Below are 20,808 nucleotides of genomic sequence, written 5' to 3'. Positions count from 1 at the left end.
CGTGTCCTTCCATCCAATGAGGTCCGGTGATGCGAGACCCAAGCCTCCTGCCGCCGTTCCCAGGGCCCGGAAGGTAGAGGAATTCTTGCGAAGGCGAGCCCCCGTTAATCCTCGGGTAAGCTTTCTGATGTTTAACTCAAATCAGTCCAGTTCTCTGGATAGGCGGTGCGGTTCCCGCGCTGCTTGACGCCTCCCTGTTGAAACTCCTGAGAGCCGCCATCCCGCGGCTCTTTTTTTTTGCGCGCTCGGCCGGAAGATTGCGCCGATGCAGCTGGCGACGGCGCTCTGCGGAAAACATCCCGCGCGACGGCATCTTGCCGCGCCCGGCAACCGTTAACGACAGTTAAGCATTATCTAAACGGCGGCTTGCAAAGCGTGCGGCTTGGCATCACCCTGTTTTTTGCTGTCGGCTCCGCCGCGTCGGCAGGATTGTTTTTGAACCCGGACGGCGCTTTTGGAGTTTGTCTCAGGCGATGACGACGCAAATGACCGACTCAAGAGACGACGACCGAACCATTCGCCTGGCGGAGCACTTGGCCTTTTCCCGCTCGTTCCAGCCCCTGTTCAACGAGGGCATGGCGCTGGTCGACGAGACCGCCGTCTATCTCGACGGCGACGGGCGCAAGGACGCCAAGGACCTGTCCAAGGCGACGGCGACGCTTTACGCCGCCGAATCCATGCGGCTGACCACCCGGTTGATGCAGGTCGCCTCCTGGCTGCTCCTGCAGCGGGCGGCGAACCAGGGGGATATGTCCCGGGCGCAGGTCGAGGCGGAGAAGGTCAAGGTGCGGCTCGAAGGTCTCGGCAGCGCCAAGGATTCCCCGCAATATCCGGAACTGCCGGAGGACTTCCGCAGCCTCGTCGAGCGCGCTCAGAAGCTGGAGCGGCGGATCGCCATGCTCGACCGCGAGATCTACGGCGCGGCCGTCGAGAGTGAGGGCGAAAGCCCCAATCCAGTGGGCCAGCAGATCGATCTGTTGAAGACGGCATTTCACAGCTGAACTGCAGGACGGCCTCGTGCTCGACGTCCGTGCGTCCTCGGGCAGGAATGCGGTGCGTCCGCAGCGTCGGGGTCGTAGCTACGGGAGGGATGGACCTGCCGGGACGGCTTGATGCCCCCGGTGGGCGCCGAGACTTCTCCGCGTCGTCATTGTCGGGCTCCGTCGCGAGAATGACGAAGTTTCGACATTTGCGGCCAATCGCGGGTGCACGCGCATCATCCTCCTGAAGCGGCAGCAAAGCTCACAGTCGCCGACGTGTAACCGGCTCGCCGAGAGGGGGCTGGATGAGGGGACGCGCCCCATCCCACCAAAAGGCTGATGATGGGCAGGCGGCAGGCGGGGTGCGGATGCCCGCAGACGCCCTGCTGTCGTCCAACACACAGCCCCCCGCCGCCTTCGAATGACCGCAATCCCGGCCACGACAAAAGCCCGGCCCGCTTTTCCAGCGGCCGGGCCTTAAATCTTCGTCATGCGCCGGGGCAAAAGCCCGCCGAGACCCTCCGGCTTAGATGCCGAGGCCTTCGTAGCGCTTCTTGAAGCGCGAGACGCGGCCGCCGCGGTCCATCAGCTGCTGGTTGCCGCCGGTCCAGGCCGGATGGCTGGTCGGGTCGATGTCGAGATTCATCTTGTCGCCTTCCGAGCCCCAGGTCGAGCGGGTCTGGTACTCGGTGCCGTTGGTCATCACGACGGTGATGGTGTGGTAGTCGGGATGGATTTTCTGCTTCATCGGTCCGGGTCCTCTGGCCACTCGACCGCCCGGCAACACCCATCGCGGCGGACGACCGCATTCGTGTCGGGATGTGGCGGGGATCGAGAAGCTTAGATCGCTTTCAAAATCGGGTTCGAGCCTATACATGAGGGCCGGGTCTTGCACAAGCCCGACAGGCAAGGAGGCAGAATTGCCGGATGTGAAAGCGGTAAGCGGCGAAACCGAAAAACGGCGCCGCAATCTCAAGCCGCTCGCCCGTCTCAATCCCTATCTCATGCGGTACAAGGCCATGGCGGCCGGCGCGGCGATCTTCCTCACGCTCGCGGCCGTGACCACGCTGTCGCTGCCGCTCGCCGTCCGGCGGGTGATCGATCAGGGTTTCGTCCATTCCGACACCACCCTCATCGACGCCTATTTCATGACGCTGATCGCGCTCGCGGCCCTGCTCGCGATCGCCAGTGCCGGACGCTACTACTTCGTCATCACGCTCGGCGAGCGGGTGGTGGCGGATCTGAGGAAGGACGTTTTCACGCATGTGGCGCGGCTTTCGCCGTCCTTCTACGACCAGGCGCTGTCCGGCGAGATCGTCTCGCGGCTGACGGCGGACGCGACGCAGGTGAAGGCCGCCGTCGGCTCGACTGCCTCGGTGGCACTGAGAAACGCCATCATGTTCATCGGCGCGGTCGCGATGATGGTGTTCACCAGCCCCGGCCTCTCCCTCATCGTCATCGCCGCGATCCCGCTGATCGTCCTGCCGCTCGTCGCCTTCGGGCGAAACGTCCGCCGGCGCTCGCGCCAGGCGCAGGACACGCTCGCCGATGCCACCGCCTATGCCTCGGAGGCGATCGGCGCGATGCGCACCGTCCAGGCCTTCACCTTCGAGCGCGGGGTCGGACGGCGCTTCGGCAAGGCGGTCGACACCGCCTTCGAGGCGGCGCGGGCCTCGATCAGGGCGCGCGCGGTGCTCACAGCGATCGCGATCTTCCTGATCTTCGCCTCGGTCATCGCCGTCCTGTGGATCGGCTCGCAGCGGGTTGCGGCCGGGACGATCAGCGGCGGCACGCTCTCGCAGTTCCTGCTCTATGCGGTCTTCGCCGCGGCCGCGCTCGGCCAGCTTTCCGAGGTCTGGGGCGAGTTGTCGATCGCCGCCGGCGCCGCCGAGCGCCTGACCGAACTCCTCGCCGAGGAACCGGCGATCGCCGACAAGGCCGATCCGGTCCTCCTGCCCTCGCCCGCCAAGGGCGCGGTCGCCTTCGAGGGCGTCAGCTTCGCCTATCCGACGCGGCCGGGTGTCTCGGCGGTGCACGAACTGTCCTTCGCCGTCAGTCCCGGCGAGACCGTGGCAATCGTCGGCCCGTCCGGCGCCGGCAAGTCGACGATCTTCGGCCTTCTGGAGCGCTTCTACGACCCGCTGGCCGGCCGGATCCTCGTCGACGGCGTCGACATCCGCGACGCCTCGCTGGAGGCGCTGCGCCGGCGCATCGCGCTGGTGCCGCAGGACGTGACGATCTTTGCCGCGAGCGCCGCCGACAACATCGCCTTCGGCGATCCGGACGCCTCGCGCGAAAGAATCGAGGCGGCGGCGCAGACCGCGCTCGCGGACGGCTTCGTGCGGGCGATGGACAAGGGCTACGAGACCGTCATCGGCGAACGCGGCATCACGCTTTCCGGTGGCCAGCGCCAGCGTATCGCGATTGCCCGCGCGGTTCTTCGCGACGCGCCGATCCTGCTCCTCGACGAGGCGACCTCGGCGCTCGACGCCGAGAGCGAGACCGCCGTGCAGAAGGCGCTCGACCGGCTGATGGAAGGGCGCACGACGCTCGTCATCGCGCATCGCCTGGCGACCGTCCTCAAAGCCGACCGCATCCTCGTTCTCGACGGCGGACGGATCGTGGAGGACGGCACGCATCAGAGCCTGATCGCCAAGGGCGGCCTCTATGCCCGCCTCGCCCGGCTGCAGTTCGAGGCTGGCCGCGCTGACGCGATGCTGGCCGGCGCGGCGGAGTAGCGCCAACCGGCCGAGAAAAAGGCCCGGGGCGTCGTCCGGGCCCCTACTTTACCTCGGGCAGCGTCGCCTCGACCTCGATCGCGGAGAACCAGGCCGCGAGGTTGGCAATGTCTTCCTCGCTGAGGCTCTGAGCGATCAGCGACATCTGCTCGTGCTGGCGCTTGCCGGATTTGAACGCTTTTAGCTGCGCGGTGAGATAGTAAGCGCTGTCGCCGGCGATGTTCGGCGCGTCCGGCATGACCGCGAGCCCCTTCGGCCCGTGGCAGGTCGCGCACATCACCGCCTTGGCCTTGCCCGCGGCAAGGTCCGCCGCGTAGGCGGGCGGCGCTGTCAGCGCAAAAAGAAGAAGCGCGGCAGCCAAGAGCCGGCATGGGGTCATCTGGGACAGTCCTCGTCGCCCGATCGACCATCGCCGGGGCAATGAACCCGAACAGCCGATCGATGGTTGGGAGATTGGCGCAATCGGCCGGCGCCGGAACGGCTGGCACGGCGCCGGACGCTTCCCGCCCGGCGCCGCAAATGGCGATCGCCTACTTGTCGTAGGAGATCCGGTAGAGCGCGCCGGCCAGGTCGTCGGAGACCAGCAGCGAGCCGTCCTTCATCATCTCGACGTCGACCGGGCGGCCGAGATATTCGCCGCTGCCCGTCAGCCAGCCCGAGGCGAAGACCTCCGTCTCGCCGGCCGTTCCGTCGTCGTTTACCGGTGTGAACATCACCCTCGCGCCGACCGGCTCGGTCCGGTTCCAGGAGCCGTGCTGGGCGGAGAAGATGCCGCCGCGATATTTCTGCGGAAAGCTCTTGCCGGTGTAGAAGTCCATGCCAAGATCGGCGGCATGCGCGGTCATCTCGACCTGCGGCATCACCGCGTCCGCCGGCACTTCGGCATCCTTGTACTCGTTGGTCCTGACGCTGCCGCCACCATAGACCGGGAAGCCGAAGTTCTGGCCCGGCCCCGTCGAGCGGTTCAGTTCGCCCGGCGGAATGTCGTCGCCCATGCCGTCGACCTGGTTGTCGGTGAACCAGAGATCGCCATTTGCGGGATTGAACTGCATGCCGACCGAATTGCGGATGCCGGTGGCATAGACCTCGCGGCCGGTGCCGTCGCGGTTCATCCGGATGATCCCGCCGATGCCTTCCTTCCTGTACATGTCGAGCTTGTCGGCCGCCGGCACGTTGAAGGGCTGGCCGAGCGCGATGTAGAGCTTGTCGTCCGGGCCGATACGGCAGACGCGGGCCGTGTGGTTGAAGCTCTCCTCCGATGGGGGAATGAGCTTGCCCTGCTCGACCACGGTGCCGACCGCGACATCCGGGCTCTCATAGAAGAATTCCGCCGCCGGCATGACCAGGACGCGGTTCTGCTCGGCGATGAACAGGAAGCCGTCCTTGGAGAAGCAGACGCCGTTCGGGATGGCGAAGGAGATCGACGGCGCGAACTCCTTCACTTCGTCCGCAACGCGGTTCTTGTCGCGGTCGGTGACCACCCAGACATTCTGCTTGCGGGTGCCGACGAAGGTCGCGACACCCTGCGGGCCGACGGCGATGTGTCGGGCATCCGGCACCACCGCGTAAAGGTCGATCTTGAAGCCGTCCGGCAGCTGGACCTTCTTGAGGTTCTCCCGCAGCTGGTCGGCATACTCGCCGGTCTGCTCGATGGTCTTGAAGTCCATCGAGGTCCCGGTCTTCTGGAAGCCCTGGAGCTTCTTCATGTTGTCGTCCTGCGCGAACGCATGCGACGCCATCACGAGGCCGAGCGCGGCCACCGTGCTCATCAGCACCTGTTTCATGTCCAATTCCTCCCTGCCGCACTCCCGTCGCGGTCTTTTCAAGGGCTTATCTGCCCCTGCGGAATGGATGCTGACACAGCGCCGACAAAGCCGTCAATCTCGTTCGAAACGAACCGCGCCCGACCGCCGGTCTTCAGGCCACGCTGCGGGAAAAGACGCGGATCCGGTGTCCGTCAGACGTCGCGCCCGTCACGGCATAGCCGAAATCGAGCCGGGTCGGCGCCTGCAGGATCACGGCGCCTAGCTCGGCAAGGCGATCCCCCAGCCGCTGCACCGCCTCCTCGCTCTCGACGCGAAAGGCAACTTCCGATCCGCCGATCTCGGCCTCGGCCTTGGGTTCGACGCCGGAGCGGCGCCAGAGGCCGAGCATCATGCCGTCCAGGGCGAAGAGGGCGAAGGTGGCCGAACTGTCGATCGGCTCGCGGTCGAAGAGCGCCCCGAAGAAGCTCGCCGAGATCTCGGGGTCGGCAACGTAGAGAAGGGCATAAGGGGTCATGACTTGTGCTCCGTGGTGGTTGATGACGGAGGCATTGCTACGCGAGGTGAGTGTCAGCCTATGGCAGCAGCGGGTTCGTCACCCGCCCCGCTCGGCGCGGTAGAGGCGCCATTCGGCGAAAAGCAGGCGGTGGCGCCGGCCCATGGGGCCGCCGGTCGGCGTCGCGGAGAGGACCCGGTCGAGGCGGAAGTGGCGGAAGTCGGTACGAAGCTCGCACCAGGCGGCCAGCATCTCCGCCGCCTCGAAAAAGCCGACTGCAATCGGCCAGACTCGTCGCCGGCTTTCCCTCCCGTTCTTGTCGCGATAGGCGATGTCGAGGGATTCCTCCGTCCGGATAGCCCGACGGATTGCATCGAGTGAAACCGCTTCCCGCCGACCCCGCGGCGGAACCAAGAGCGCCACGTCCGTCGCAGTCCGCCCGGGCGGCAGCACGGCCTCGATCTTGGCAAGCGCGCCGCGGGCCTTTTCGCCGAGGAGATCGGGGAGCCTCTGTTCGATCATGCGCAGGCCGAGGACGAGCGCGTCGATCTCGTCCTCGTCGAACATCAGCGGCGGCAGGCTGAAGCCGGAGCCGAGGACATAGCCGAGACCGGCCTCCCCTTCGACCGGCACGCCCTGGCCCTGAAGCACCGCGACGTCGCGATAGAGCGTTCGCAGGCTCACGCCCAATTCCGCCGCGAGATCAGCGCCGCGCATCGGCCGACGGTGTCGGCGCAGGATCTCGATCAGGTCGAGCAGGCGTGCGGCGCGGGTCATCCTGCAACGGCGGTCATTGCGGGTCCGTCAGGCCGGCACCGGCGCCACCGGTGTCGTCGGCCCGGTCCCTGCGATCCGGCTCCACCACCCGTCTCACCAGCCGAACCGGTTCGGCCGCTCGTCACTGCGCCGACAGAAGAAGACGATGAGGATGATCGCGCCGACGACCGGGATGAGAAGGAGGAGGTAGTTCCAGCCGGACTTGCCGATGTCGTGCAGACGCCTGACCGAGATCGAGAGCGATGGAATGAGCGTCACCAGCCCGAAGATCTGGTCGACGGGCTGATCGGATCCCGGCCAGGCGAACGTCTCGAATATTGCCAGGACGATCCCGATCAACAGGATGGCGAGCTGCGCATACCAGAATTCCGAGCGGCTCGCCCGCCCGCGGAAGTCCAGTCCCCGCTTCCAGAAGCGCGTGAAAGCTTCGCCGAATGTCGCCCCGGGGAGCGAGCGGTCGGTCTCCCGGGGAGCGGACGCCGCAGCTCCGGATTGCCCCATGGGGCGGACGCCGATCGCACCCTCGGTGCCGCGCCGGGCGGCTTCTGGCACGAGTGGTAGATCCGGCGGCAGCTGGATCCGGCCGGCGAGCTCGGTTCGTTCCGCCGGCTCCCAGTCCGCCATGCCGTCGCGCCAGACCAGGGTGTCGCGACGCACCCGGCCAGTCCTGGCGAACTGCGCCATGTCATGCTCGTCATGCGGACCGACCTGCTGTCCGGCTTCGACGAAATACCACTCTGCCAAGACCATCCCCCTGAAACAGCCCCGCCCGGTCGCGGGGCGGCGAAGACTTCCGTCACGGCTTAGAGCTTGGCAAGTTCTGGCGACGAAGGACAGGGGGCCGGAGATCCAGCGACTTCGCCGAAAGACTCGACATGCGCCCGAGCGCGCCGGAGTGCGGCGCGGGCGCCCTCAGCGCTCGGTCAGCTTGAACTCGATGCGCCGGTTCTTCGCCCGTGCCTCCGGCGAATCGCCCTCCTCGAGCGGCTGGAATTCCCCGAAGCCGGTAGCGGCAAGCCGCTGCGGCGGCACGCCCTGGCTGATCAGGAAGCGGACCACCGCATCGGCGCGGGCGGTCGAAAGCTCCCAATTGTCCCTGAAGCGATTGCCCGAGGTCGGCACATTGTCGGTGTGGCCGTCGACTCGGATGATCCAGTTGATGTCGGAAGGGATCTCGCGGACGAGTTCCTTGATGGCGTCGGCGAGCTTGGCCATCTCGTCCTGGCCGGCAGGCTGGAGGTCCGCTGCGCCCGAGGGAAACAGGATTTCCGACTGGAAGACGAAGCGGTCGCCGACGACGCGGATGTTCTGGCGATCGGCGAGGATCTCGCGCAGGCGCCCGAAGAAGTCCGACCGGTAGCGCGACAGCTCCTGGACGCGCTGCGCGAGCGCGATGTTCAGCCGCTTGCCGAGATCGGCGATCTTGGTCTGGCTCTCCTTGTCGCGGCTCTCGGAGACGTCGAGCGCGTTTTCCAGCGCGGCGATCTGCTGGCGCAGCGCCGAAAGCTGCTGGTTGAGCAATTCGACCTGCGACTTCGCCCGCTGCGAAACCTGTTGCTCCTCGTCAAGCGCGCCCTCCAGCGCGCTGACCTGCTGGCTTGCCGCCGCGGCCGTGCCCGAACCCGATTCCAGCGCCTTCTGCAGCCGTGAGCGCTCGTCCTCCGACGAGGAGAGCGAGGCACGCAGCGTTGCGATCTGGTCCTGATAGTCCTGGCTGGAGGAGCGCTCCAGCGCCAGCATCTGGGTGAGCTCGTTGATCTGGCTGTTGAGCCGGTCGAGCACGGCGTCCTTGCCGGAGATTTCGCGGGTCAGGAGGAACTGCGCCAGCACGAACACCGACAGGAGGAACATGATGGCCAGGAGCAGCGTCGAGAGAGCGTCGACGAAGCCGGGCCAGTAGTCGATCGTGCGCTCGCTGCGGCGATTGCGGGAAAGCGCCATCGCCCTATTCCTTCTCCTCGACCCGCGCGCCCGTCTCGCCCTTGCCGAGCTGGCCGGCCAGCCTGTCGAGAACCTTCCGCATCTCGCGCTGCTCGCCGGCCTGCGCCTCGACGAAGTCGCGCAGAAGCTGCTGCTCCCCGCGCATGTGTTGGACGAGGCCCTGGATGCTCTCGGCGAGATTGGCCATGGCGGCACTGGTGCGCGGGCTCGCGGCCTGGTCATGGATCATCTTGTTCAGCCGCTCCGACAGGACACGGAGCTCTTCCGCGCCGTCCTGCGAGCCGCCAGGCGCCGGCGGCAGCACCATGTCGGAGCCGACGTCGGTGACCGAGGAGAGCCAGTTCTCGAGTTCGGTGTAGAACCGGTTCTGCGCCCGCCCGATCTGCAGGTCGAGAAAGCCGAGGACGAGCGAGCCGGAGAGGCCGAAGAGCGAGGAGGAAAAGGCCGTGCCCATGCCCGACAGCGGCGCGGCAAGCCCCGCCTTCAACGCGTCGAGAATGCTGGCCGTGTCGCCGCCACCGGGGTCCAGGCCCTGGATCGTCGCGCCGATCGAGCCGATGGTGCGCAAGAGACCCCAGAACGTGCCGAGCAGGCCGAGGAAGACCAGGAGGCCGATGAGATAGCGCGCAATGTCGCGCGTCTCGTCGAGGCGCGTCGCGATCGAATCGAGGATCGAGCGCATCGAGGTGGTCGACAGCGAGATCGAGCGGCGGCGGCCGATCAGGGCGCGCATGGGGGCGAGCAGGACCGGGTCGCGCAGACGGTCGAAATCGGCCGATCCGTCGCGATAGGCATTCACCCATCGCACCTCGCGCGACAGGCGCAGGACCTGCAGCAGTGCCAGGAAGATGCCGACGGCCAGGACACCGATGATCAGGCCGTTGAGCCCCGGATTGGTCGCGAACGCCGTCGAGATCTGCCGGCCGAGGATTGCCGCCACGAAGCCCGCAAGCGCCAGGAAGACCAGCATCGACCACAGGAAGACGACCGGGCTCGACAACCGCGTCGGGTCGTAGGCGTCGGGTCGCTCTGTCTTGTTCGTCGGCGCGTTGAAGACCTGCATCTGTTTCACTCAACCCATCGGAGCCGCACGGGCGTCGACACCCCCTTTGCCAGCGGGCCTTTCCGCCAATTATCCCTTACCTCGACCAGATGGCCGATCGGAGCAAGGGATTTCGGCCGGCCCAAGGCATCCGGCTGTAATCATGGGAAACAATAGGGAAGAATGCCGATCATTGAAACGCCGGGGCGAATTCGGGAACGAGCGTCCGCCTCGGGGGACGGAGCGCCGCTTGCGGGCAAGTCGCTGCGATCAGGCCGATCCCGTTTCCGCGCTCGTCGACGTCGCGCGCTTGCGCTTCTGCGCGGCCGTCTTCAGCTGATCCACCAGCGCCTTGTGCATGAACTCGTTGCCGCAGGCGACGTCGCCGCGCATGTGGTCGAACTTCTCGCCGGACAGGCCGGTGACGAAGCCGCCCGCCTCGCGCAGCAGGACGATGCCGGCGGCCACGTCCCAGGGCTGCAGCGCCTGTTCCCAGAAGCCGTCCAGGCGCCCGGCCGCCACATAGGCGAGGTCGAGCGAGGCCGCGCCCATGCGCCGGATGCCCGCCGTCTCCGACATGATCTGGCGCAGCTCGTAGAGGAAACCGGCATGGTCGCCCCGGCCGAGAAAGGGAATGCCGGTTCCGAACAGGCCCTCGGGCAGGGTCTTTCTCGCCGCGACGCGGATGCGCCGGTCGTTGAGGAAGGCGCCGCCGCCCTTTTCGGCCGTATAGAGCTCGTCCATCGCCGGGTTGAAGATCACGCCCGCCACCAGCTGGCCATCGCGCTCCAGCGCGATCGAGACCGAGAACATCGGAATGCCGTGCAGGAAATTCGTGGTGCCGTCGAGCGGATCGACGATCCAGCGATGCTGCGGATCGCGGCCCTCGATCTCGCCGCGCTCTTCCATCAGGAAGCCCCAATCGGGCCGCACCCGCGACAGTTCCTGGAAGACGATTTCCTCGGCCCGGCGATCGGCATTGGAGACGAAATCCGCCGGTCCCTTCATCGAGACCTGCAGATTCTGGACCTCGCCGAAATCGCGGGTCAGGGCGCGGCCGGCCTTCATGGCGGCCTGCGTCATCACGTTTAGCAGCGCGGAACGGGCCATCGAACGCTTTCTTCGGAATTTCTCGGATGCCGGGTGTCGTCAGATCGTCGGACGGCAGCGGTCAGTCGGCACGCCGCAGATAGGAGATCTCGTTGGTGTCCACCAGGATCTTCTCGCCGGTCTCGATGAACGGCGGCACCATCACCCGCATGCCGTTCTCCATCACCGCCGGCTTGTAGGACGACGCCGCGGTCTGTCCCTTCACCACCGGATCGGCCTCGACGATGGTCAGGACGACCTGGTCCGGCAGCTTGATGCCGATCGGCTTTTCCTCGTGGCTTTCCACCGTCACCATCATGCCGTCCTGCAGAAAGGCGGCGCGCTCGCCGACGAAGTCCTTCTGCAGTTCCAGCTGCTCGTAGGTCTCGGTGTCCATGAACACCAGCATCTCGCCCTCGGCATAGAGGAACTGGTAGTCCTTCTGCTCGAGGCGCACGCGCTCGACCGTCTCGGAGGCGCGGAAGCGCTCGTTCAGCTTGGTGCCGTCGATCAGGTTCTTGAGCTCGACCTGCGCGAAGGCGCCGCCCTTGCCGGGCTTCACATGCGCGGTCTTCACCGCGGCCCAGAGGCCACCGTTGTGCTCGATCACATTGCCGGGGCGGATTTCGTTGCCGTTGATCTTCATCGGGACTCTCAAGAGGATGGGCACGCCGCGCATCCGAAGGATCCGGGCCGGCGGCATTCGTTTCGGCCATGGCGCCGCGCCGGCGAGCCCTGGCGGTTTCGCTTCCGCATGGCGCGCGCGCAGTCACAAATTCGGCCGGCGAGGGCTCAAGACCATAAATCATCGCCGCATTCAAGCCTTGCGGCGCGCCCGGCGGGGGGAGGCCCTGCGCCAAGCGCCGTTGCCAGCCCGCCCGCCCGGCGCTACCACCTTGCGGAAATTTCGCTCTTACGGCCTTTCGCGAAGGATCAAGCCATGGCGCTCGATGTCGCGGTCCAGATGGACCATGTCTCCTCGATCTCGATCAAGGGGGATTCCACCTTCGCCCTGTGTCTCGAAGCGCAGCGGCGCGGGCACAGACTGTTCCACTACACGCCGGACCGCCTGTCGCTGCGCGACGGCCGGGCCACAGCCCGCGGCGAGCGGATGGAGGTGCGCGAGGAGGAAGGCAACCACTTTACCCTCGGCCCCTCGGAAAAGGTCGATCTGGCGGACTTCTCGGTGGTGCTCCTGCGCCAGGACCCGCCCTTCGACATGGCCTACATCACCTCGACGCACATTCTGGAGCGCGTCCAGCCGAAGACCCTCGTCGTCAACGACCCGGCCGCGGTGCGCAACGCGCCGGAAAAGATCTTCGTCACCGAGTTTCAGGATCTGATGCCCGAGACTCTGATCACCAAGGACATCCAGGAGGTCGCGGCCTTCCGCGCCGACTTCGGCGAGATCGTCCTGAAGCCGCTCTACGGAAACGGCGGCGCCGGCGTCTTCCACATCACAAGGGAAGACCGCAACCTCACCTCCTTCATGGAGACCTTCGCCCAGCTCTTCCGCGAGCCCTTCATCGTCCAGCGCTACCTCAAGGACGTGCGCCAGGGCGACAAGCGCATCATCCTCGTCGACGGCGAGTTCGCCGGGGCGATCAACCGCATCCCGGCCGAAACCGACGCGCGCTCCAACATGCATGTCGGCGGCAGGGCGGTGGCGACGGATCTGACGGACCGCGAGCGCGAGATCTGCGAGCGGATCGGGCCGGCCTTGAAGGAGCGGGGACTGATCTTCGTGGGGATCGACGTCATCGGCGGGTACCTCACCGAGATCAACGTCACCTCGCCGACGGGCATCCGCGAGGTCCAGCGCTTCGGCGGCGCCGACATCGCCGGCCTGATCTGGGACGCGATCGAGACCCGCCTCTGACGACCTCCCGCAATCGTCTCGCGCGGCCTTCCTGCCGCGACCGGCGCAAGGGCAGCAGGGCGGAACCGGGCAACGGCGGCCGGACGGGCGAATGGCCTCCCGCAGGCGGTCCGGCCGGGCCGCCGCAGGCTTCGGCGCCGGCGCGGCGAAGCTGAACCGCAGATAACAGCGCCGTTCCGGAACGGTTCGGGTGTGGCATGGCTTAATCCCAGCAATCAGCAACACCTCTGAAACGAGGGAAGGGAACTCACATGACTCTCAGGCTTCTCGCAGCCGCAGCAGCGCTCGGGGCTCTGGTCCTGCCGGGAACGGCGCTCGCGGCCGAACGCGCCATCGCCACGACGGACGTCAATCTGCGGGCCGGCCCATCGACCGACTATCCGGCGGTGAACGTCGTCGAACAGGGCGACTCCGTCCGGGTGTTCGGCTGCCTGCAGACCCGGTCCTGGTGCGACGTCGCCTATGACGGCCAGCGCGGCTGGCTCTCGGCCCACTACATCGCCTATGCCGGACGCCACGGCTATTCCGACCGCCGCGACTTCGATCCCTATCAGGCGCCGGTGATCACCTTCTCGATCGACAGCTACTGGAACGATCACTATCGCGGTCGCGATTTCTACAGCCGCCGGGACGATTACGACGGTCCGCGCTTCCGTCCGCGTCCGGACCACTGGCGCGACCGGCGCGACGCCCGCCGCGACTGGCGCGACGACAGGCGTGACTTCCGTCGCGACAGGCCCGAGGATCCCCTCGAATATCGCGACGGCCGCCGCGATCGCCGCGACAATTACCGCCGCCGCCATCATGACGATCGCGGGCCGGACCCCGTCGTGCCGCTCTATCGGGTCGACTGACTGCTCGCGGAGGCGGCGGCCCGCAACCTTCAGATTTTCTTAGCAAAGTCATGAACCGACCGGCCGAACGCGATTCGGCCGGTCTTTGTTCGTTCCCTGTTCTTGTTTTATTCCAGCCCCTGTGCTTAGCTGTGTCCGCCTGACATTCAACCCTGTCTTGCGGCGCCCTTAGCCGCGTTCTTGCGGGAGGGCAGCATGGTATCGCGGGTCAAGACCGTCGCCTTCCAGGGCATCGAGGCCGTTCCGGTCGACGTGCAGGTCATGGTGGCGCCCGGCAAGATGGGCATCCAGATCGTCGGGCTGCCGGACAAGGCGGTGGCGGAGAGCCGCGAGCGGGTGCAGGCGGCGCTCCATGCCTCCGGGCTGTCGATGCCGCCGAAGAAAGTGACGGTCAATCTGGCGCCGGCGGATCTGCCGAAGGAAGGCAGCCATTACGATCTGCCGATCGCCCTCGGCCTGATGGCGGCGCTGGGCGCGATTCCGTCCGATTCTCTCGCTGGCTACGTGGTTCTTGGCGAATTGTCGCTCGACGGGATGATCGCGCCGGTTGCTGGCGTCCTGCCGGCGGCGATGGGTGCCAATGCGATCGAACTCGGCCTGATCTGCCCGGCCGAATGCGGGGCGGAGGCGGCCTGGGCGAGCGGCGACATGGACATCGTGGCCGCCCGCAGCCTGATCCAGATCGCCAACCACTTTCGCGGGACACAAGTGATCGCCCGGCCGGAGCCGGCGATCCGGGCCGCCCCGGCGAACCTTCCGGATCTCGCCGAGATCAAGGGCCAGATCGTCGCCAAGCGGGCGCTGGAGATTTCCGCGGCCGGCGGCCACAATCTCCTGATGGTGGGGCCGCCGGGCTCGGGCAAGTCGATGCTGGCGCAGCGCCTGCCCTCGATCCTGCCGGCGCTGACCCCGCGTGAACTTCTCGAAGTGTCGATGATCGCGTCGATCGCCGGGGAACTCTCGGGCGGCAAGCTGTCGGACCGCCGGCCGTTCCGGGCACCGCACCATTCGGCCTCGATGGCCGCGATGGTCGGCGGCGGACTGCGGGCCCGGCCGGGGGAGGTCTCTCTCGCTCATCGCGGCGTTCTCTTCCTCGACGAATTTCCGGAATTCACGCCGGTCGTCCTCGATTCGCTGCGCCAGCCGCTGGAAAGCGGCGAGAGCGTGATCGCCAGGGCCAATCACCGCGTGACCTATCCGGCGAAGATCCAGCTCGTCGCGGCGATGAACCCGTGCCGCTGCGGCATGGCGGGCGAGCCCGGGCACAGCTGCCCGCGCGGGCCGCGCTGCGCTGCCGATTACCAGGCCCGGATCTCCGGCCCGCTGCTCGACCGGATCGACCTGCGCGTCGCCGTCCCGGCGGTCACAGCCGCAGACCTGATCCGGCCGGCCCCGGCCGAGACCTCGGAGACCGTGAAGACCCGCGTCGCGGCCGCGCGCCGGCGCCAGGCGGAGCGGTATGCGGCGCTCGGAATGGCGTCGGAGACGCTCAATGCCCATTGTTCGGCCGCGCTGATCGAGACCGTCGCCGAGCCGGATGCCGGTGGGCTGGCGCTCCTGCGCGAGGCGGCCGAGCAGATGAAGTTCTCGGCTCGGGCCTATCACCGGATCCTGAAGGTCGCCCGCACGCTCGCCGATCTCGGCGGGCAGGAGACCGTCGGGCGCATTCATCTGGCCGAGGCGATCTCCTACCGCGTCGCCGGCGAGCGGCTCGCGGCGGCGGCCTGATCGGCGATGGCGCGCGTTTGTCCGCCTGGGCGCCGATTGCTCCGGCGGTTCCGCCGATTATGGATTAGAGCCGCGGCCGGCTTCCGCCGGCGTCTCCGCTCAGTTGCGCAGCGTGCCGCCGGTCGCCTTTTCCACCTGTGCGACAATCCGGCCGGACACCGCTTCGAGATCCTCCTCGGTGAGCGTCCGGTCCACCGGCAGGAGCGTCACCTCGATCGCCACCGACTTCCTGCCCTCCCCGAGCGCTTCACCGGTGAAGACATCGAAGACCCGAACCTCGCGGACGAGCTTCTTGTCGGCCCCCTCGGCCGCCCGGACAATCTTCAGCGCGTCCACATCCGCCGCGACAAGGAAGGCGAAGTCCCGGCGTACCGGCTGGAAGGCAGACAGGGAGAGAACCGGCTTCGTGCGGGTCGGCCGCTCTCTCGGTTCCGGAATTGCGCCCAGGAACACCTCGAACCCGCAGAACGGTCCGGCGGCGTCGAGAGTCTTCAGCGTCTTCGGGTGGAACTCGCCGAATTCCGCGAGCACGACCTTCGGGCCGAGCTTGATCCGGCCGGAGCGGCCGGGATGATACCATTCGCTTGCCGGCGTCTCGATCATCAGCCGGTCGACGGGCGCCCCCGCCGCCTCGAGTGCCGCGATGGCGTCCTGCTTGGCGTCAAAGACGCCGACCGGCTCCAGCCGCTCGCCCCAGAAGCGGCCGGTCCCGGCCATGCGCGCCGTCCCCCGACGCACGCCGGCCGCGACCCGCCGCTGGCCGTCCGGCTCGTCGGAGACATAGCTTGCTGCGACCTCGAAGAGCGCGGTGTCGCCATAGCCCCGCGCCGCGTTGCGGCCGGCAGCGGCGATCAGGCCGGGCAGGAGCGACGGCCGCATGTCGGACATGTCTGCCGAGATCGGATTTTCGAGCTTCAGCGCTTCGGCCCCGCCGCCGAAGGCGACGGCGTACTCTTCCGCAATGAAGCTGTAGGTGACCGTCTCGACCATGCCGCGGGCGGCGAGCGCCCGCCGTGCCGCCCGGTCGCGGATCTGGGCGACCGTCAGGATCTTGGTGTTGACGCTCGCGGCCGCCGGCAGCGGCGCCGGCGCGATCCGTTCCACACCCTTCAGCCGCATGACCTCCTCGACGAGATCGGCCTTGCCGTCGATGTCCGGCCGCCAGGTCGGGGCGACGATTTCGGCCGCCTCGCCATTCGCTTCGACCGTGAAGCCGAGCGTTTCGAGGATGGCGATCTGCTCGTCCTTTTCGACGGCGAGCCCGGTGAGCCGCTCCACCTCGGCGAAGGGAAGCCGGATCGCCTTCGCCGACGGCGGATCGTAGGCGACGACGGTGCGCTCGGACGCCTGGCCGCCGCAGATGTCGAGGACGAGCTTGGTCGCGAGATCGAGGCCCGGCTCCATGTATTCCGGATCGACGCCGCGCTCGAAGCGGTAGCGCGCATCCGTGATGATGCCGAGCGCGCGCCCCGTGCGGGCGATGTCGATCGGCTCCCAGAGGGCCGATTCGATCAGGACGTCCGTCGTCGTCTCGTCGCAGCCGGAATGTTCGCCGCCCATGATGCCGGCGATCGATTCCACGCCGTTCTCGTCGGCAATGACGCACATGCCGGCCGAGAGCGTGTAGCTGCGCTGGTCGAGCGCGAGGATATCCTCGCCGTCCCGCGCGGCGCGCACGACGAGGTCGCCCTTGACCTTGGCCGCATCGAAGACGTGCAGCGGCCTGCCGCGGTCGAAGGTGACGTAGTTGGTGATGTCGACGAGCGCGTTGATCGGCCGAAGCCCGATCGCCTTCAGCCGCTTCTGCATCCAGTCCGGCGAAGCGCCGTTGGCAACGCCGGAAACCTGCCGGAGCGCGAAGCCGCGGCAGGTGGGCGTGTCGACCGTCACGGTCACCGGACAGGCACCCTCGCCTGCGACGCGGTCCGGGGCCGCCGTCTTCAGGCGGCCGAGGCCAGATGCCGCAAGGTCGCGCGCAATTCCGGCGACGCCCGTCGCATCCGGCCGGTTCGGCGTGAGGTTGATCTCGACCACCGGATCGGCGAGGTCGGCATAGTCGGCGAATTTCGCGCCCACAGGCGCGTCGGCGGGCAGGTCGATGATCCCGTCATGGCTGTCGGACAGGAGGAGCTCGCGCTCCGAACACATCATGCCGTTCGATTCGACGCCGCGGATCCTGCCGACGCCGAGGGTCGTGTCGATGCCAGGCACGTAGACTCCGGGAAGCGCCAGCACGCCGACAAGCCCCGCCCGGGCGTTCGGCGCGCCGCAGACGACCTGCAGCGGCTTGCCGCCATTCACGTCCGGTCCGGCCTCGACGGAGAGGACCTGCAGCCTATCGGCATCCGGATGGGGGGCGGCCGAAACGACCCTGGCGATCCGGAACGGCGAAAAAACGGCCCGGTCGTCCACGGATTCGACTTCGAGACCGATCATCGTCAGCCGTTCGCAGATATCGGCGAGCGGCGCGTCCGTCTCGAGATGGTCCTTCAGCCAGGAGAGCGTGAATTTCATGGGTCCGGATCGCAAATTTTGTCGAGCCAGCCAAAAGGGCTGCGGCTCAAGGAAGGCCTCGCCGGCAAGCCGGGCGGCCAGGGTTCGTTAAGGCGCGCGCGCAGGCCAGTCAACGCCGGGGCGATCTTCGCGGGGGCGTCCGCCGCGCGTTTCAGGGCGCGGCCCGCGCCGACGTCAGGACTGCCCGTCGCCGGGCGTGGTGACCCGCTCGGCCATGCCGCGCGCGGGAGCCCCGGCTCGCACAAACCGGTAGACGAACAGCGCCACGACCGCGAACACGACATAGAGGAACAGGAGCGAGGTGGTCGGCAGGCTGGACCCGAAGATCAGCTTTTCCGCGACGAGCGGCAGGACGACGCCGGTGAAGAAGGAGGCGAGCGCCGCGGCGGTCGTCGGCAGGACGCGGTAGTAGACGGCAAAGAGCGCGACGGTCAGGAGGATGATCACCCAGCGGCCGAGCGAGGCGACCATGCCTGCGATCGCCGTGCCGAGAAAGATCCAGGCGATGACATCGACCACGAACAGGGCGATGACCGCCCCGGCGAGGACGGATATCGCATCAAGGACGATCAGGCGGGTTGTCATGGGCAGAGTCCGGCTTCGGTTGCGGAAGGTTGCATCTGGGGCGGCGACCGGAGGATCAAGGTCGCGGGACACTCGTTCGGGCGTGACCTGGCAGGTCTACCGTCAATGCAGCGAAAGGCAGCCGCTCCGACAGAAAGGCCTGCTGATCGGGCGGGTAGCGCTCCGCCCTGTCCATGGCGCCGAGAACGACGAAGATCCGGTCCGGAAGACGTGCGTCCGCATAGGTCAGCGGGGAGCCGCAGTCTCCGCAGAACCCGCGCGAGACCGGAGCCTCTCCGAACGTCTTCAGCTCGGCGCCGACGAAGTGCAGATCGGCTCGCCGAAACCCGACAAAGGCCAGGAACGGCGCACCCGAAGCCCTCCGGCAGTCCCCGCAATGGCAGATGCCGAGAAAGTCCGGCGCGACCGTGGACGAAAAGCGGATACGCCCGCAGCGGCAGCCGCCGGCATGCTCGGTCTCGGTCGCGCGTCGTTCGCCCGCCATCGCCGCTCCCCGCATGGTCACCCGCTCAATCCCCCGAACAGCGTCGGCATGTCGAGCGGGCGGAAGCCGTAGTGCTCCAGCCAGCGCACGTCGGAATCGAAGAAGGCCCTGAGGTCCGGCATGCCATATTTCAGCATGGCGATGCGGTCGATGCCCATGCCCCAGGCAAAACCCTGATATTCGTCCGGATCGAGGCCGACGCCGCGAAGGACGTTCGGATGCACCATGCCGCAGCCGAGGATCTCCATCCAATCCGTGCCTTCGCCGAAGCGGATCTCGGACCCCGACCGATCGCACTGGATGTCGACCTCGAGGCTCGGCTCGGTGAAGGGGAAGAAGGAGGGCCGGAAGCGCATGTTGAGCGAGGGCACCTCGAAGAACGCCTTGCAGAATTCTTCCAGCACCCACTTCATGTTGGCGACATTGGCCGAGCGGTCGATCACCAGCCCCTCGACCTGATGGAACATCGGCGAGTGGGTGGCGTCCGAATCCTGCCGGTAGGTCTTGCCGGGGATGACGATGCGGATCGGCGGGGCCTGCCGCTCCATGGTGTGGATCTGAACCGGCGAGGTATGGGTGCGCAAGAGCTTGCGCTCGCCCGCCGCATTCGCCTTCAGGAAGAAGGTGTCGTGCATCTCCCGCGCCGGATGGCCCTCGGGAAAGTTCAGCGCCGTGAAATTGTAGTGGTCGGTCTCGATGTCCGGCCCTTCGGCAATGGAAAACCCCATATCGGCGAAGATCGCCGTGATCTCGTCGATCACCTGACTGATCGGATGGATGCGGCCGCGCGCCGCCGGTCCCATGCGCACGGGAAGCGTCACGTCGACGCGCTCGGCCTGAAGCCTCGCAGCGATCGCGGCGTCGGCGAGTTCCTCGCGGCGGGCGGCGACTGCCGCCTGGACGCGGTCGCGCAGACCGTTGAGCCGCGGGCCGACCTCGCGCCGCTCCTCCGGGCTCATCTTGCCGAGCCCCTTCAGGAGATCGGAAATCCGGCCCTTCTTGCCGAGTTCGGCGATGCGGATCTCTTCCAGCGCCGCCTCGTCGGTGGCAGCCGCGATCGCGCTGATCACCGCCTCTTCCAGCGCCTCGGGGGTGTCGGTCACGCTTTCGCTCCTTCAATCCGGTTCCTGCCGCACGAGCGCGTCAATAGCGTCGGCGCGGCGCGCAGGAAAGGGACCCGCCCGTGCCGAAGCCGCGCGCCCCATGCAAAAAAGCCCGCCGCCTTGCGGCAGCGGGCCCCCGTCATTCGGTTTCGCGGCGCCCGATCAGGCGGCGCGCTTCTCGCCGACGGCCCGCTCGTAGGCGCCGTCGAACTCGCTCTCCTTGAGATAGGCGAGCGACGCCTTCGACTGTTCGCACAGGGCCGCGAAGGCCTCGGGCTCATGGATGGCGATGTCGGACAGGACCTTGCGGTCGACTTCGATGCCGGCCTTGTTGAGGCCGTCGATGAAGCGCGCATAGGTGAGGCCGTGCTCGCGGACTGCGGCGTTGATGCGCTGGATCCACAGGGCGCGGAAATTGCGCTTCTTCACACGGCGGTCGCGCGTCGCATACTGCTTGGCGCGATCGACCGCCGCCTTGGCGGTGCGGATGGTGTTCTTGCGGCGGCCGTAGAAACCCTTGGCCTGCTTGAGAACCTTCTTGTGCTTGGCGTGGGACGTAACGCCCCGCTTGACGCGTGCCATGATCTAAGCTCCTGAAATCTTTGTGTCTGCCCGACCGCTCAGCGGTCGTAGGGCATGTAGACCTTGACGATGCGCTCGTCGGGCTTCGACAGAATCATCGTGCCCCGCGCATCGCGGATAAAGTCGTTGGAACGCTTGATCATGCCGTGGCGCTTGCCGGCGGCTCCCGCCTTCACGCGACCGGTGGCGGTCATCCTGAAGCGCTTCTTGGCGCTCGACTTCGTCTTCATCTTGGGCATTTTGCTCTCCTCGG

21 protein-coding genes are annotated in these 20,808 nt (G+C 67.2%); 5 read left to right on the top strand and 16 right to left on the bottom strand.

Going from position 1 to position 20,808, the window contains the following annotated elements; genetic code table 11:
* Positions 1-485 precede the first annotated feature (485 nt).
* Positions 486-1,001, top strand: coding sequence for a protease adaptor protein RcdA (rcdA, locus tag LH400_RS25395; protein WP_229156253.1), 516 nt, complete (start codon positions 486-488; stop codon positions 999-1,001).
* Between the two features lie 505 nt (positions 1,002-1,506).
* Here the strand turns inward: rcdA and rpmE are convergent.
* A complete protein-coding gene (rpmE, locus tag LH400_RS25390; RefSeq protein WP_229156252.1) occupies positions 1,507-1,728 on the bottom strand; it encodes a 50S ribosomal protein L31 in 222 nt (73 codons plus the stop codon).
* Between the two features lie 127 nt (positions 1,729-1,855).
* Here rpmE and LH400_RS25385 point away from each other — a divergent pair, with 127 nt between their 5' ends.
* Entirely contained in the window at positions 1,856-3,718 is a 1,863-nt protein-coding gene (locus tag LH400_RS25385) for an ABC transporter transmembrane domain-containing protein (RefSeq protein WP_255618249.1), read from the top strand.
* A 43-nt stretch (positions 3,719-3,761) separates the two neighbouring features.
* On the opposite strand, the gene LH400_RS25380 is transcribed toward LH400_RS25385, so the two are convergent.
* From LH400_RS25380 to efp, 9 genes are all read right to left on the bottom strand, one after another.
* A complete protein-coding gene (locus tag LH400_RS25380) occupies positions 3,762-4,079 on the bottom strand; it encodes a c-type cytochrome (protein WP_229156251.1) in 318 nt (105 codons plus the stop codon).
* Between the two features lie 169 nt (positions 4,080-4,248).
* On the bottom strand, positions 4,249-5,502 hold the full coding sequence (locus LH400_RS25375; protein ID WP_229156250.1) for a PQQ-dependent sugar dehydrogenase: 1,254 nt from the start codon (positions 5,500-5,502) through the stop codon (positions 4,249-4,251).
* A 133-nt stretch (positions 5,503-5,635) separates the two neighbouring features.
* Positions 5,636-5,998: a VOC family protein gene (locus LH400_RS25370; RefSeq protein WP_229156249.1), complete on the bottom strand. Its 363-nt coding sequence runs from the start codon at positions 5,996-5,998 to the stop codon at positions 5,636-5,638.
* 78 nt (positions 5,999-6,076) lie between these two features.
* Positions 6,077-6,754, bottom strand: coding sequence for a helix-turn-helix transcriptional regulator (locus tag LH400_RS25365; protein ID WP_229156248.1), 678 nt, complete (start codon positions 6,752-6,754; stop codon positions 6,077-6,079).
* A 93-nt stretch (positions 6,755-6,847) separates the two neighbouring features.
* A complete protein-coding gene (locus LH400_RS25360) occupies positions 6,848-7,498 on the bottom strand; it encodes a DUF805 domain-containing protein (protein WP_229156247.1) in 651 nt (216 codons plus the stop codon).
* A 168-nt stretch (positions 7,499-7,666) separates the two neighbouring features.
* Complete coding sequence (locus LH400_RS25355; RefSeq protein ID WP_229156246.1) at positions 7,667-8,695, bottom strand: peptidoglycan -binding protein; 1,029 nt, start codon at positions 8,693-8,695, stop codon at positions 7,667-7,669.
* Positions 8,696-8,699: 4 nt separating this feature from the next.
* Positions 8,700-9,758 (bottom strand): MotA/TolQ/ExbB proton channel family protein, encoded by a 1,059-nt coding sequence (locus LH400_RS25350; RefSeq protein ID WP_229156341.1) that lies wholly within the window; start codon positions 9,756-9,758, stop codon positions 8,700-8,702.
* A gap of 249 nt (positions 9,759-10,007) precedes the next feature.
* Entirely contained in the window at positions 10,008-10,847 is an 840-nt protein-coding gene (locus tag LH400_RS25345; RefSeq protein WP_229156245.1) for an inositol monophosphatase family protein, read from the bottom strand.
* A 61-nt stretch (positions 10,848-10,908) separates the two neighbouring features.
* Positions 10,909-11,472: an elongation factor P gene (gene efp, locus LH400_RS25340; protein ID WP_229156340.1), complete on the bottom strand. Its 564-nt coding sequence runs from the start codon at positions 11,470-11,472 to the stop codon at positions 10,909-10,911.
* A 294-nt stretch (positions 11,473-11,766) separates the two neighbouring features.
* Between efp and gshB the strand changes: the two genes are divergently transcribed.
* From gshB to LH400_RS25325, 3 genes are all read left to right on the top strand, one after another.
* Positions 11,767-12,705: a glutathione synthase gene (gene gshB, locus LH400_RS25335; RefSeq protein ID WP_229156244.1), complete on the top strand. Its 939-nt coding sequence runs from the start codon at positions 11,767-11,769 to the stop codon at positions 12,703-12,705.
* A gap of 251 nt (positions 12,706-12,956) precedes the next feature.
* Positions 12,957-13,559: an SH3 domain-containing protein gene (locus tag LH400_RS25330; protein WP_229156243.1), complete on the top strand. Its 603-nt coding sequence runs from the start codon at positions 12,957-12,959 to the stop codon at positions 13,557-13,559.
* A 195-nt stretch (positions 13,560-13,754) separates the two neighbouring features.
* Complete coding sequence (locus LH400_RS25325; RefSeq protein ID WP_229156242.1) at positions 13,755-15,287, top strand: YifB family Mg chelatase-like AAA ATPase; 1,533 nt, start codon at positions 13,755-13,757, stop codon at positions 15,285-15,287.
* A 99-nt stretch (positions 15,288-15,386) separates the two neighbouring features.
* On the opposite strand, the gene pheT is transcribed toward LH400_RS25325, so the two are convergent.
* The 6 genes from pheT to rpmI form a co-directional block, all read right to left on the bottom strand.
* Positions 15,387-17,801 carry a phenylalanine--tRNA ligase subunit beta gene (pheT, locus tag LH400_RS25320; RefSeq protein WP_229156241.1) on the bottom strand — a complete coding sequence of 805 codons (2,415 nt, stop codon included), beginning with the start codon at positions 17,799-17,801 and terminating at the stop codon, positions 15,387-15,389.
* A 174-nt stretch (positions 17,802-17,975) separates the two neighbouring features.
* Positions 17,976-18,386 (bottom strand): hypothetical protein, encoded by a 411-nt coding sequence (locus LH400_RS25315; RefSeq protein WP_229156240.1) that lies wholly within the window; start codon positions 18,384-18,386, stop codon positions 17,976-17,978.
* Positions 18,387-18,441: 55 nt separating this feature from the next.
* On the bottom strand, positions 18,442-18,885 hold the full coding sequence (locus LH400_RS25310; RefSeq protein WP_229156339.1) for a GFA family protein: 444 nt from the start codon (positions 18,883-18,885) through the stop codon (positions 18,442-18,444).
* A 2-nt stretch (positions 18,886-18,887) separates the two neighbouring features.
* Positions 18,888-19,973 (bottom strand): phenylalanine--tRNA ligase subunit alpha, encoded by a 1,086-nt coding sequence (gene pheS / locus LH400_RS25305; protein WP_229156239.1) that lies wholly within the window; start codon positions 19,971-19,973, stop codon positions 18,888-18,890.
* Between the two features lie 162 nt (positions 19,974-20,135).
* On the bottom strand, positions 20,136-20,555 hold the full coding sequence (gene rplT, locus LH400_RS25300) for a 50S ribosomal protein L20 (RefSeq protein WP_229156238.1): 420 nt from the start codon (positions 20,553-20,555) through the stop codon (positions 20,136-20,138).
* Positions 20,556-20,593: 38 nt separating this feature from the next.
* Positions 20,594-20,794, bottom strand: coding sequence for a 50S ribosomal protein L35 (gene rpmI / locus LH400_RS25295; protein ID WP_229156237.1), 201 nt, complete (start codon positions 20,792-20,794; stop codon positions 20,594-20,596).
* Between the last annotated feature and the right edge of the window lie 14 nt (positions 20,795-20,808).

The sequence above is a fragment of the Jiella soli genome (assembly GCF_020615385.1).
Lineage (GTDB): Bacteria > Pseudomonadota > Alphaproteobacteria > Rhizobiales > Rhizobiaceae > VKMB-3413.
The sequence above is the reverse complement of the archived record's forward strand: the minus strand, read 5'-3'. Positions and strand labels throughout refer to the sequence as shown.